The organism is Arcicella sp. (assembly GCF_964672035.1).
Genome location: NZ_CBABQS010000103.1, coordinates 1 through 12,739, shown reverse-complemented (window position 1 = coordinate 12,739; position 12,739 = coordinate 1). Strand labels below are relative to the sequence as shown.

Genomic DNA, 12,739 nt, shown 5'->3' with positions numbered 1-12,739 from the left:
GTTTCGGATAAGGTAGACGGAGCAATTTCGTTCGTAGTAAAAGCTGATGAATTCTTTATTACGCTCGAAGGAGAATTGGATGTTGAGGCAGAATTGGAAGCCGCTCAAAAGGATTTGGAATATAATTTAGGTTTCAAAAAAGCAACCGAAGCCAAATTGGCCAACGAGCGTTTTGTAGCAAATGCCAAACCAGAATTAGTAGAAAGAGAACGCCAAAAATTAGCCGATGCTAAAAATAAAATTTGGGTTTCAAGTTTTATTCTTGGCTCAGAAAACTTGAAAATTGGTAATTTAGGAAAAGCGGAGTCTCATTTTAGAGATTTTTTGTCCTATGAAATAGGAAGTGATTTTAGAACATTTTTATATCTTGGAGTAATTCTTATTGAGGCAAATAAGCAGCAAGAAGGAAGAGAAATGTTACTAAAAGCATTGGATGAACAGCCTTCAAGAAAAGATGATCATATAGGTCTTATTTTAAAAAATGCAAGTGACAAGAATATTAATTATGTTCGTAGTGTATTTCCAAATTACGGTGTATCACCATTTTAGGTTAAAAAAAGCCCCGAAAATTGTTTTTTAGTGGCTTTTATGTTTTATAAATCGTCAATTTCTTTTTCTGATAGACCAATTTATTCTGAAATAATATTTTTGGTTTTGTAAATCAAGAGATGGAGCTTTTTGAAAAAGGAAAAAATTACGATACATTCATTATTTCACTCAAATCAATAGAAAAATGAAAACGAAAGAAAATATCAAAACATACAAGACAGCCGAAGAAGCATTTGAAGCAAAACATGATTTGGCAAGAGAGTTTCTTAAAAAAGTAGATATACAAAAAATGGATGCTCTTATTAAAAAGCATCAAATTGTAAAAGTTTAAGCAAAGCCCCTAAAATTAATTTTTTAGGGGCTTTGCTTAAAATATAAACCATAATACACTACCTAAAACCGTCTCAAAGCCATCTCCGAAACTGTCTGACCAATTGATAATGAGGATGTTGCGGCTGGTGATGGAGCATTTAAAATATTGATTACCTTTTCGTCTTCGATGATGGCAAAATCGTCTAAAAGTCCTCCTGTACGGTCGCAGGCTTGGGCTCTTACACCCGCACCGCCTTCGATGAGATCAGATTCTTGAATGTCTGGAATTAATTCTTGAAGAGCTTTCGTAAAGGCTGTTTTCGAGAAACTTCGGTACATTTCGCCCAATCCCATTTCCCAATATTTTGTGGCTACTTTCTGGAATCCTCCCCACGTAAGCGTTTCCCACAATTCTTTGGCGTTGATGTCCATTTTTTTGTACCCTTCTTTTCTAAATGCCAACACTGCGTTGGGGCCCGCTTCCACGCCACCTTTCATCATACGAGTAAAATGCACGCCCAAAAATGGAAAATTAGGGTCTGGAACGGGATAAATAAGGTTTTTCACTAAATAATGTTTCTCAGGACGAATCTTAAAATATTCTCCACGGAAAGGAACAATTCGCACATCAATCGGTGTATCCTGCGACATTTGAGCCACTTTATCCGAATATAACCCCGCACAATTTATCACCAATTTAGTTTCGTAAGTATTGCGTTCGGTTTTCACAATTGATAACGAATGCCCCTTCGTTATACCCGTCACTTTTTCATTAAATTGCAGGTCAACGCCTAAATTTCGCAGTTTTTCTGCCATTTTTTGACTTACCACTTTATAATCCACAATACCCGTTTGCGGTACCCATAATCCTTCCAAACAACTTACATAAGGCTCATATTCCTTCACCTCCGAAGCCGATATTTTACGGACTCCTTCCAAGCCATTTTGTTGTCCACGCACATAGAGACTATCCAATTGTTGTAATTGATCTTGTTTTGTTGCCACCACAACTTTTCCCGTTATTTCGTAAGGAATATTTTCTTGGTTGCAAAATTCAATGAGCTGATGATAGCCTTTTATGCAGTTAGTTGCTTTCAACGAACCTGGCTTATAATACAGTCCCGAGTGAATAACCCCTGAGTTATTGCCCGTTTGGTGCATGGCCACTTCACGTTCTTTTTCGAGTACCAAAATCTTCATTTCGGGACGTTGTTCCTTGATTCTGAGGGCAGTAGCCAATCCCACAATTCCTCCACCGATGACGATAATATCGTGTTGCATATTTCTATTTTATGGTTAAATTCCATGGCAAAGATAAGCAAAAAGCCCTGTAAGATGTTTGAAATCTTACCGGGCTTTTTGTATTATCTAAAATATTTTTAAAAATCTGGCACCCTAATTGGCCACCAATTTCATCGTGTATTTTACTTTTTTAGAAGTTTCTACGATAATTCCACCGAAGGCGGCAACGGCAATGATGGATTGTTTATCCGCTGATTCCTTCGCCAAATTTGCCATCACAACTGTAAATGAAATTTCCATTTTTTGGGCGCTTAAATTATCAATGTCAAACAGAATAACCGAAGGCAGATTAGTTAGTTCAAGTTGAGTTTCGTTAGAAAAAAATTTCCATGTTCCTTTCACAATTTTCTTTTTACTATCTGTATAAGTCTCTAAATCTCCATTATTACTGAATAAAAAATAATCATTTGGAGCAGTTAAAAAAGTTACTTTCGTATTGGGCGTTTTATTGTTTCCATACACAACAATCTTTTTTCCATCAACATCAAAACTAATTTCTTCATATACCCACTTGCGTACAAGTAACTCAGTTTTAGAAACCGTTGGCGTACCTGCTAATTGATTACTGACGGGGTTAATTCTTTCATCACAACTTTGTAAAAAAATAGCCCATAATAGTAGGCTAATTAGTGGTAATAGTTTATTCATTTTATTTAATTTTATAGCTACAAATATAACACTCAGAATCAAATTGGTACAAAAGAAAACACAACCGTATATTCTGTACTGGTGTCTGGTAAACCCAAACTTTTCAGCTTAGCCAACCAATCGGTATTATTCGTAACACTTTCTTTTTTAGTGGTAATAGAAATTTCCAATTTAGTTTTACTAATTATTACCACATCAAAAACAGCCCCTCCGCCATTTGGATCGGTAATTGTCAATAATTTTTCATCCGTTGAAAGTTTCCATTTGCCTTTACTGATACTTCCCTTAAATTCCGTTTCTTGGGAGCCATCGCTTTTATAAGTCACTTTGGTCATGCCAAAATCAGAAGTTAATCCAATTGAATTGGGTCTCGAAAATTGCGCAATCGTTTTTCCACCACCTCTAATTAATACTTCATTATATTGCCAAGAACGAGCCGTTAAAATTTCGGTTGTGGTTGAAGTTGTGGGCGGTGGTGTTACGATTATCTCGACTGGAGTCGTTTGTGGAGTAATTCTTTCATCGCAACTTTGTAAAAAAGTGGCAATGATTATCAGGGTCAAAATCAAGGACTGTTTCATTGGATTAGTTTCTTAAAATCGTCAAGATATTTACTTTATAAAGAAAAAATTTAGTAATTTGTTTCTCAAAGTTACTCATACTTAAACCTTTACCTTAACATTTAAACGAAGAATACATCTTTAGGTATATGTTTTCCGTTAGAATTAAAAAATAATGATCAAAAATCAGTCCCAAATTATGAAAAATTCATTCTTGTACTTTTTTTTTATGCTTATTATCAGTAACCTACCAATTATTGCCCAAAATAAGCCACAAGAACCCATTAAAAAATATAAACTTCAACTCCGAGCGTACGACTATGAAAGTCGAGATGATTTGGAAGGTGCATACATCAAATTATACAATCTTACGAAGAAAAAATTAGCGGATTCTGCCATCGTAATCAATGGATTTGCCACTTTTATACTCGATAAAGGTAATGATTATGACCTCATCGGACAAAGATCCCGTTATATGACTCGCCGTGCAAATTTCAACGCCGCTTGTTATTTACAAGACCCCAAGAAAGTTTTTTGCGTATCGGGAATTGATATTGAAAATGTGACAAAACAAGCGGACGGTACTGATTTTGTGGAGGGAGCAATTGCCATGAAAAAAATCAAATTGAATGATTCTTTCAAAATTGAAAATATCCGTTACGACCTCAATAAGTGGGCAATTCGTGCTGATGGAGCCAAAGAATTGGATAATTTAGTACAGATTCTGAGAGATAATCCTGGGATTGTGGTAGAATTGGGTTCGCATACCGACTCCCGTGCCAGCGATGATTATAACTTGAATTTATCCCAAAAACGGGCGGACTCAGCGGTTGAATATATCATCAAAAAAGGAAAAATCCCCTCGAATAGAATTTCAGCAAAAGGATACGGTGAATCAAAATTATTGAATAAATGTGATGACGGCGTGGCTTGTTCAGAAATAGAACACGCCATGAATCGCAGAACTGAAATCAGAATTACGGGATATTTAATTGATGGAATTCCAGTTGATTTGAAGGGAGGCACGGCGGTTTCAGGAGATAGAAATTAGCATAAATCCATAAAAAAGTGCAAATATTAGCGGACATTTGCACTCGACAAACTTAGCGGTATCTGTACGGAAAATCAGTAAATGGTTAGTTTACCTTTAAAGTAATAGTGGTTATATACCCCAAAAAATAATGATTTTGTTTTGCGTGCAATGACAAATGCCAAGAAATAAGTATAAATACTTGACTATCAATGTTTTTTAATTTTACTTAATGTTTCAGGACACATTCATAAATAGTTGGCTATAATATATTGAGGAACTCTTTGAATCATCTCTGGACGAGTTTGGGTAGGTTGCTCGTAGCATTCTTGAGCGGTTAATGCAATTAATGAATAAATACGACTTTACTTCCTGCCATATACCTCACCAATCAATCCCATTTGGGCGAAATATCGCATATCTGTTGTAAGTCTTGATATGAAAGCATCAACAATTTTGATTTTTCAAGAGCCTCGACATATTCAATGCTGGGCTTTTGGGTAGTAAAACTGGGTATTGAGCTGATAAATATGTTCTCACAGCCCAAAAAGCGGGTACTTTCTTTCCCGTCCACCAAATTATAAACCCTAAAAAAAACCATTCACGACAAAACCAACTTCAGTAGCAATATCGCCTGGTACGTATAAATGTTCTCCTTTTTTAAGTATTCGAGGGTGAAAAAACGGCCATACTTCATCTAACTTTTCATCCGAAAAATTAACAAAAAAAAACTTTGTAGTTGAGAATTCATAATCGGTGGCTTTTTCGTAGGCTATTATCAAAAATTATTAATGAAGGCACAGACCATATTGATACCTGTCAATATTACCTATATTAATTATTACGATAAATAATACTTAGAATATTTAGCAACGATTAAAGAAAGACCTTAAAATCATCCAAAAATAAGCGTGCATGAAACTACCATAAAATATTCTTTTCGTAAAAAATCTGTAACTTTGTATAGAAAAACCGCTACTCTTTACGTTCATACAATACAACGTCCTACTTTATTTCGGGTATGAAAAAATACTATTATCAACGATTATTTTGTTTAACTTTTTTACTGATTAATTTTCAAGTCCAAGCTGAAAATACACTTGGTGGAACGCTTGATTTCACGCACAAAGGAGGTAATAATTTTAATGTAAAAGCCACTATCTACGTTGATAAATCAGTCAATGGAACTTCTCCCAACCTTTATCAAGGATTTATTTTAGCAAGAATTTTTTCAAAAGGCGCTACGGCAGCGGGTGATTTATTGGTGGAAACCATTAAATTAAATCTACTTCCGAAAGAAGATAATTTTCCTTATGACAACCAAGAATGTGCCGCTTCTTTCTCTATTTCAACGACTAAAATTGTTTATTCAAGCGACATTACCCTTGATAAATCAAAATACAATAATGCCAATGGTTATTACTTAGCCTGCGTGGATGGAAACAGAAATATAACAACCAATGCCAATACACCTTCTATTGGCATGACGCTATACTTAGAATTCCCAGCTTTGAATGTTACTGATAACTCGAGTCCCGTTTTTAACCTAAAAAAAGGAACGGTGGCTTGCTTGAATCAAAATTTTACGATTGATTTAAGTGCCAGCGACGCAGATGCCGGAGATACTCGAACCTACAGTTTTGTCAATCCTTATTCTGGTGGTGGTGCTTTTAGCGTGATTGGTAAGCAAACCTACGATATTCCTCCTCGAAATCCGTACGCAAATTCTTACATATTAGTCCCATTTCTGGCTGGATTTTCAGCCACGAGTCCTATCCCAGGAACAGGTATAAGTCTTAGTCCAAGTACGGGTATTTTGACAGGTACTCCCACCCAAATCGGAAAATATTTAGTTTGTGTAGAATGTCGGGAATTTAGAGGTGGCGTACAAATTGGATTAAATCGTCAAGATTTTGAGATCATTGTGGATGATTGTACCAACCCCAAACCTAAAATTTTCCTATCGGGCAATGACCCTACTATTCATAAAATTTCAGCCGTTATTTGTGAAGGTTCATTCAGAATTTTGGAGACGGTTAATAATGCCAATTTTACGTATGTTTGGAAAAAAAATGGCTTCGTGGTAACGGGTGCTACAAAATATCAACTTAAAGTACTTTACAAAGATTACGGGAAATATACCGTAACGGTTACTCGTACGGGTTCGTGTCCGGGAGTGGAAACTTCATTAGAAACAGAATTAAACCCGCAACCTGGTGAAAATGTAAACTTAACGGTGGCAGACAGCACAGTTTGTAGTGATGCTGTACCAGTTATTTTAGAAATCGAACAAAACTCAACGGGAACAGCTCGCAATAGTTTCAAGAAAGAATGGTATAATAATGATGTGTTGATTACGAATGAATTTCGACCAACTTATGTTACTTCGATTTCAGGAAAATATAAAGTAATAGTCACTGATTTTACCACGGGAAGTAGCAAATGTACTTATGAAGCCTTCAAAGAAATTATTGTTACACCCATTCCAAACCCAACGATTACAAACTTAACGGGTAAAACGGCGGTTTGTCAGGGGGAAATAATCAAACTAAAAGTTGTACCTGTTGAAATGGGCGTTAGATATCGTTGGATAAAAAACAGTGTGGACATTGCCACAACGCCTGATTTAGACGTTAATTCATCGGGAACGTATGGACTAAGAGCAGATATTGGCGACTGTTTTAATTTTGCACCAACAACAGTAACAATTGCGGTGAATCCATACCCAACGGTTATTTTTGACGACATCAAAGCCGTTTGTAATGCAAAATCAGGAAAGGTTGATTTGCGAAATCTTGTCAATCCTTATGACCCAGTTTTGGGCGTATTCACGGGTACCGGCGTGCGTGGTTATGAATTTGACCCAACGATTTCGGGATATGGCTCATTTCCAATCAAATATACTTATACCACGTTGGTAGGCTGTGGAAAAGATGCTTCAAAAACAGCCATAGTTGATTTGTCGCCAGTAGTGAAATTAGGAAATGATGTTACTATATTTAGAGGAGATACCGTTAGACTAAAAAGTGTGGGAAGTACGGGAAATAACTATTTATATGAGTGGACTCCTGCTACCAGGTTAAATTCGCCCAATATTCCCCAACCCATTGCCAATCCAGATGTGACAACTGAATATGTTGTGCAAGTTTCATCTGTATTAGGAAAATGCACCGCAACGGATAAAATTTCAATTATAGTAAAGTCAATTTTGAAAATTCCAGCCGCATTTACACCCAATAGTGATACCATCAACGACACTTGGGCAATTATGGATAACAATCGAGAATACAATGACTATCCAGATATTGAAGTGAAGATTTTTAACCGTTGGGGCAATGAAATATTTTATTCAATTGGTTCGGGTTCGTATCAGACTCAACCCTTTGATGGCATTCAAAATGGACAAAAACTCCCCGCAGGAACGTATTTTTACGTAATAAAACCAAGTATCGATGTACCAAGTTTGACGGGATATGTAACCATTGTGCGGTAAATTTAGTTAGCAATAAACAATTATCAATTAACGAAAGTGATATTTTCTTCAATTGTTAATTATTAATTGTTAACTGTTAATTGATAAAATTATGCAAGGTTTATTAGACCAAAAATTCAATGAAGGTGGCGTAGTAATCACCAAAGTAGATGACCTCATCAATTGGGCGAGACTTAGTTCACTTTGGCCGATGGGTTTTGGCTTGGCTTGTTGTGCCATTGAAATGATGCAAACCATGGCTTCGGGCTATGATTTAGACCGTTTTGGGGTTTTTCCAAGACCTTCGCCCCGACAGTCCGATGTGATGATTGTGGCAGGAACGGTGACCTTCAAAATGGCCGACCGCATCAGAAGATTATACGAACAAATGCCCGAACCTCGCTACGTAATTTCGATGGGAAGTTGCGCCAATTGCGGCGGTCCTTATTGGGAACACGGCTATCATGTGGTAAAAGGCGTTGACAGAATTATGCCCGTTGATGTGTACGTGCCAGGCTGTCCACCCCGTCCAGAAGCTTTGATTGGTGGTTTTTTGAAATTACAAGAGAAAATTAGAAACGAAAGTTTAGTAGCTCCCACCGCACTTTTGGAGATGGAAATGGAAGAAGAAAGAAATCAAAAGCCAGATTTTGCGGTAGGATAGCTATCAGTTACCGGTTATTGGTTACTCGTCGCCAAGCAATTTATAACCGTTTTCCTAATGACTACTAACCATTAACCGTTAACTACCCAATGCCCAAAAAATTCATAAATATCCTAACTCAATCGCTCGGCGAAAACATTATTCTTCAAGCCGACCATCAATGTTTAACCGTAACCACGGAACGCATTGTGGAAGTTTGTATGCTTTTACATACGCACGAAGAATGTTATTTTGATATGCTTTCGTGCTTGACGGGTTTGGATAATGGCGTAGAAAAAGGCACCATGGAAGTGATTTATAATCTCTATTCCATACCTTTTGAGCATTCATTGATGTTGAAGATTATGTTTCCAAGAAATAAAGAAAATGAACCTTTACCATTAGTGCCAAGCGTAAGCAATATTTGGAAAACTGCCGATTGGCACGAACGTGAAGCATTTGATTTAGTTGGAATTAGTTTCAGTAATCATCCAGATTTACGAAGAATTTTACTGCCCGAAGATTGGGTTGGACATCCGCTTCGCAAGGATTATGAAGCGCAAGAATATTATCACGGTATTCAAGTGAAGTATTGATATTTTTTCGATATTCGATGTTTGATGTTCGATTTTGGTTATTCGTTGCTCGAAACCCGAACATCGAACAACTAAAATCGAACATCGTAAAAAAAACATCGAAATCTTAGTGCTTAAAGTGTCTCACACCCGTCATCACCATGGCTACTCCATTGGCATCGCAATAAGCGACCGAATCTTTATCTTTAATTGAACCTCCTGGTTGCGTAACGGCCGTGATTCCAGCTTTATGAGCAATTTCTACACAGTCGGGGAAAGGGAAAAACGCATCCGAAGCCATTACTGCCCCTTGCAAATCAAAACCAAATTCTGCTGCTTTTTCAATAGCTTGTTTCAACGCATCAACTCTTGAAGTTTGTCCAACGCCCGAAGCCAATAATTGTCCTTCTTTGGCTAAAATAATCGTGTTTGATTTAGTATGTTTACAGATTTTCAAGGCAAATTCTAAGGCTTTCAACTCTGAATCCGTTGGTGCTTTTTCTGTTACCGTTTTAAAATCGGCAATTTTCTCAGTTGATAAGTCTTTATCTTGTTCCAAAACACCGTTCAATAATGTTTTGAACATCATTTTAGAAACTTGTATTTCCTTACGTTTCAATAAAATACGGTTCTTTTTAGATTTCAACACAACCAAAGCCTCTTCTGTGAAATCGGGCGCAATTAATATCTCGAAAAATAAAGAATTCATTTCCTCTGCCGATGCTTTATCAACCGTTCCGTTGGTTGCCAAAACGCCCCCAAAAGCCGAAATTGTATCGCAAGCAAAAGCATTTTTGTAGGCTTCGTGTACGGTTGGAGCCGTTGCAACGCCACAAGCATTGGTATGTTTGATGATTACAAAAGAGGTATCTTCAAACTCATCCAATAAAGTGATACAAGCATCAACGTCCACTAAATTATTGTAAGACAACTCTTTACCGTGCAATTTATCGAAAAGAGAATCTAAATTTCCGTAAAATGTAGCCGACTGATGAGGGTTTTCACCGTAACGTAAGCCGTTTTGTGGTAACGATTTAAAATCGTAAATGTCGGTTTTATTGCCATTGAAATACGCATGAATGGCAGTATCATAATGTGAAGACGTCCCGAATGCCAGCATCGCAAAACGCTTACGGTCGGAAAGGTCAGTGCCACAATTTTTATTTTCCAAAATCGAAAGCACTTCAGCGTATTGAGTCCGTGAAGAAACAATAAGCACATCATTGAAATTTTTGGCCGCTCCACGAATGAGAGAAATACCGCCAACATCAATTTTTTCGATTATATCATCTTCCGAAGCACCACTCTTCACGGTTTCCTCGAAAGGATATAAATCAACAATTACTAAATCAATCGAAGGGATTTCGTATTGAGCGGCAGTTTCCACATCTCCTTGATTATCACGACGATACAGGATACCACCAAATACTTTTGGATGCAGCGTTTTTACTCTTCCGCCAAAAATTGAAGGATAACTCGTAAGGTCTTCAACCGCTGTAACGGGGATGCCTAAGTCTTCGATGAAAGTTTGTGTGCCACCTGTCGAATATAATTTTACGCCATTTTTATGAAGTAATTCAACAATCGGAGCGAGTCCGTCTTTGTAATAAACCGAAATGAGAGCAGATTGGATTTTTTTGGATTCCATTGTTTGTTTTTAGGGGTTAGATTTTAGGGGTTAGGAGTTAGTAGATTCACTAACACCAAATGCCGAACACCAAACACCTTTTAAGAAATAAGGTGCAAAATTAATAGAATTTAACGAGATAAATAAGAGAATTTGAATTGAAGGTTAGTTTAAATTTAACCTTCATGACTTAAATTTCAGATAGTATTTGAATACCATTCACTCAAAAAAACTATTTACAAGATAAAAAAAATGTTTTAACCGCAAAATTGCCTAAACATATGTTAACTTACTTATCTAACTCATTATCATTCATTTTTACTTTGAATTATTAATACTCTTTAATAATATTATTAAAGAGTAAAATGTTATTTAGTAGTACAAAAATTATTTTAACATTATTTTTATCAACACACTTAAACCATAAAGTAACATGAATTCCCGCCCTTTACAGGTATTCTGTGGTAGTATTAACACCGCAGAGTCATATATTGCTTTTCCTAATTTTAATTATTTAGAAATTTCTGATAACATTGCTGTTGCTACTTATTCTTACACCGGAGAACTTAATATTTTACCGTTAAAATATTTTGACAATCCAAAAGAGAACAGCTTAATTATTCAGGTTTTTAAAACAAAATATCCATTTTCAGATAGTACTGAAAGAAATGGTTTCGTAAATATTGCTTTTATTTTGAAGGGAATTAATTCTCTTATGGAAGATGGTCAAATAATTTCCAAGGATACGTTGGATTTGAGATTTAATTCAGAATCAATTACGCAAATAGTATTGCCTGAATTGTTAGCGTCACATCTTTCATTGTTAGAAATAAAAACGACGACCCAAGAAAAACTAAAGCAAGTACATCTCCGAGGATGGGCTTATCAGTTGGCTTTTGCCATTACTGAAGCGATAGGAAATCTTTTTGCCTCAAATTCGATTAATCAGTTTAAACAAAGTGATATTCAAAGAATTAGACAATTAGGATATTCTTTAAAAAGTAATCTTCACAAATCCAGTCCTTCATTAGAAGATATGGCCAAAGTTGCCGAGATGAGTACAACCAAATTCAAAACTATTTTTAAAGAGATTTTGGGTGTGAGTCCTCACCAATATATCCTTAATCTGAAGCTCAATCACGCTCAATACTTACTCAAGCACCAATCTTTGTCAATTTCTGAGGTAGCGTATAGAGTTGGATTTAATCATCCATCGGCATTAACTCGATTGTTTCAGTCAAGATTAGGCATTGCTCCAAACCTATTTTTATCGAAAAATCGTTAAGATTTATCTTTAAAACGCATTAAGATTATCATTCCTTTACTTACGTGCCAATCATGAAAAATGTCTGATTTGATAAGTACAAAGTCACTTTAGCAAAACGAATGGAATGGTATTTGCTAAATATACAGTCGACAGTCTCAATGATTAGTCATTGAAGCTTCATATATTTTTATGTTTTATTACGAGTACTTTCACGCTTACAACTTCCACTATTAAGCCAATCTCAAAACATCTACCCACTTGTCCGCAAAGACATGGTGACTTTATCGGTATGCTCAATTTTCAATAGAAGTATATCAATTTTTTAAATCTCTGAGTAAAATTGATTTTTACAATTTTCAAGATGTTCTGTATAATCTTTAGTAAGATTCAGTTCAAATTTTCATTGCATAAAACTCAATTTTTTATTGTACTAAATCTTTAAAAGATGCTTGCGTATATATACATAAGTTAGAGCAGAATATTGTCTAAACAAACTGAGATTCAGGAATTCACAAGCAGGTTTTTATAAAAAACGCAGCTCATTCTGAAGTAAAAACATGATTCACTTGGCAAATTCACACCCTTTTTAAGTCTAAACAAAAAATTTATATGTGTAAATTATATTTAACAATGAAAAATAAAATTTCATCTTTTTTATCTAACAGCTTCCTCCATATTTTTGGAATATTTTTCATTTTGGGAATATTTAAAACGGAAGTACGTGGTCAAATAGCAAATGCACCATGCAATGTAA

The 12,739-nt window shown here is 35.8% G+C and carries 12 protein-coding genes; 7 read left to right on the top strand and 5 right to left on the bottom strand.

What is annotated here, in order from left to right; translation table 11 throughout:
• The coding region (locus tag AC1W31_RS18805) for a hypothetical protein (RefSeq protein ID WP_481736034.1) at positions 1 to 549 on the top strand (549 nt) is incomplete at its 5' end.
• Between the two features lie 184 nt (positions 550 to 733).
• Entirely contained in the window at positions 734 to 880 is a 147-nt protein-coding gene (locus AC1W31_RS18800) for a hypothetical protein (protein ID WP_481736033.1), read from the top strand.
• 62 nt (positions 881 to 942) lie between these two features.
• On the opposite strand, the gene lhgO is transcribed toward AC1W31_RS18800, so the two are convergent.
• The 3 genes from lhgO to AC1W31_RS18785 all read right to left on the bottom strand — a co-directional run bounded on the left by lhgO (position 943) and on the right by AC1W31_RS18785 (position 3,392).
• Positions 943 to 2,142: an L-2-hydroxyglutarate oxidase gene (gene lhgO / locus AC1W31_RS18795; RefSeq protein ID WP_481736032.1), complete on the bottom strand. Its 1,200-nt coding sequence runs from the start codon at positions 2,140 to 2,142 to the stop codon at positions 943 to 945.
• Positions 2,143 to 2,256: 114 nt separating this feature from the next.
• On the bottom strand, positions 2,257 to 2,811 hold the full coding sequence (locus AC1W31_RS18790) for a hypothetical protein (protein ID WP_481736031.1): 555 nt from the start codon (positions 2,809 to 2,811) through the stop codon (positions 2,257 to 2,259).
• Positions 2,812 to 2,849: 38 nt separating this feature from the next.
• Positions 2,850 to 3,392, bottom strand: a complete 543-nt coding sequence (locus tag AC1W31_RS18785; RefSeq protein WP_481736030.1) for a hypothetical protein — start codon at positions 3,390 to 3,392, stop codon at positions 2,850 to 2,852.
• A gap of 178 nt (positions 3,393 to 3,570) precedes the next feature.
• Here AC1W31_RS18785 and AC1W31_RS18780 point away from each other — a divergent pair, with 178 nt between their 5' ends.
• Complete coding sequence (locus AC1W31_RS18780; RefSeq protein WP_481736029.1) at positions 3,571 to 4,422, top strand: OmpA family protein; 852 nt, start codon at positions 3,571 to 3,573, stop codon at positions 4,420 to 4,422.
• A 566-nt stretch (positions 4,423 to 4,988) separates the two neighbouring features.
• Here the strand turns inward: AC1W31_RS18780 and AC1W31_RS18775 are convergent.
• Entirely contained in the window at positions 4,989 to 5,183 is a 195-nt protein-coding gene (locus AC1W31_RS18775; protein ID WP_481736028.1) for a hypothetical protein, read from the bottom strand.
• Positions 5,184 to 5,422: 239 nt separating this feature from the next.
• Here AC1W31_RS18775 and AC1W31_RS18770 point away from each other — a divergent pair, with 239 nt between their 5' ends.
• From AC1W31_RS18770 to AC1W31_RS18760, 3 genes are all read left to right on the top strand, one after another.
• Complete coding sequence (locus AC1W31_RS18770; protein WP_481736027.1) at positions 5,423 to 7,894, top strand: T9SS type B sorting domain-containing protein; 2,472 nt, start codon at positions 5,423 to 5,425, stop codon at positions 7,892 to 7,894.
• Positions 7,895 to 7,985: 91 nt separating this feature from the next.
• Entirely contained in the window at positions 7,986 to 8,537 is a 552-nt protein-coding gene (gene nuoB / locus AC1W31_RS18765; protein ID WP_481736026.1) for an NADH-quinone oxidoreductase subunit NuoB, read from the top strand.
• Between the two features lie 89 nt (positions 8,538 to 8,626).
• Positions 8,627 to 9,112 (top strand): NADH-quinone oxidoreductase subunit C, encoded by a 486-nt coding sequence (locus AC1W31_RS18760; RefSeq protein ID WP_481736025.1) that lies wholly within the window; start codon positions 8,627 to 8,629, stop codon positions 9,110 to 9,112.
• 106 nt (positions 9,113 to 9,218) lie between these two features.
• Here the strand turns inward: AC1W31_RS18760 and purH are convergent, their stop codons facing one another.
• Positions 9,219 to 10,739, bottom strand: coding sequence for a bifunctional phosphoribosylaminoimidazolecarboxamide formyltransferase/IMP cyclohydrolase (gene purH, locus AC1W31_RS18755; protein WP_481736024.1), 1,521 nt, complete (start codon positions 10,737 to 10,739; stop codon positions 9,219 to 9,221).
• 412 nt (positions 10,740 to 11,151) lie between these two features.
• Between purH and AC1W31_RS18750 the strand changes: the two genes are divergently transcribed.
• Positions 11,152 to 12,003, top strand: coding sequence for a helix-turn-helix transcriptional regulator (locus tag AC1W31_RS18750; RefSeq protein ID WP_481736023.1), 852 nt, complete (start codon positions 11,152 to 11,154; stop codon positions 12,001 to 12,003).
• Positions 12,004 to 12,739: the final 736 nt, after the last annotated feature.

What these genes read in the sequence shown, in the direction of transcription:
- AC1W31_RS18800 (WP_481736033.1), top strand. Translation starts at nt 734, where the DNA reads ATGAAAACGAAAGAAAATATCAAAACATACAAGACAGCCGAAGAAGCA.
- lhgO (WP_481736032.1), bottom strand. Translation starts at nt 2,142, where the DNA reads ATGCAACACGATATTATCGTCATCGGTGGAGGAATTGTGGGATTGGCT.
- AC1W31_RS18790 (WP_481736031.1), bottom strand. Translation starts at nt 2,811, where the DNA reads ATGAATAAACTATTACCACTAATTAGCCTACTATTATGGGCTATTTTT.
- AC1W31_RS18785 (WP_481736030.1), bottom strand. Translation starts at nt 3,392, where the DNA reads ATGAAACAGTCCTTGATTTTGACCCTGATAATCATTGCCACTTTTTTA.
- AC1W31_RS18780 (WP_481736029.1), top strand. Translation starts at nt 3,571, where the DNA reads ATGAAAAATTCATTCTTGTACTTTTTTTTTATGCTTATTATCAGTAAC.
- AC1W31_RS18770 (WP_481736027.1), top strand. Translation starts at nt 5,423, where the DNA reads ATGAAAAAATACTATTATCAACGATTATTTTGTTTAACTTTTTTACTG.
- nuoB (WP_481736026.1), top strand. Translation starts at nt 7,986, where the DNA reads ATGCAAGGTTTATTAGACCAAAAATTCAATGAAGGTGGCGTAGTAATC.
- AC1W31_RS18760 (WP_481736025.1), top strand. Translation starts at nt 8,627, where the DNA reads ATGCCCAAAAAATTCATAAATATCCTAACTCAATCGCTCGGCGAAAAC.
- purH (WP_481736024.1), bottom strand. Translation starts at nt 10,739, where the DNA reads ATGGAATCCAAAAAAATCCAATCTGCTCTCATTTCGGTTTATTACAAA.
- AC1W31_RS18750 (WP_481736023.1), top strand. Translation starts at nt 11,152, where the DNA reads ATGAATTCCCGCCCTTTACAGGTATTCTGTGGTAGTATTAACACCGCA.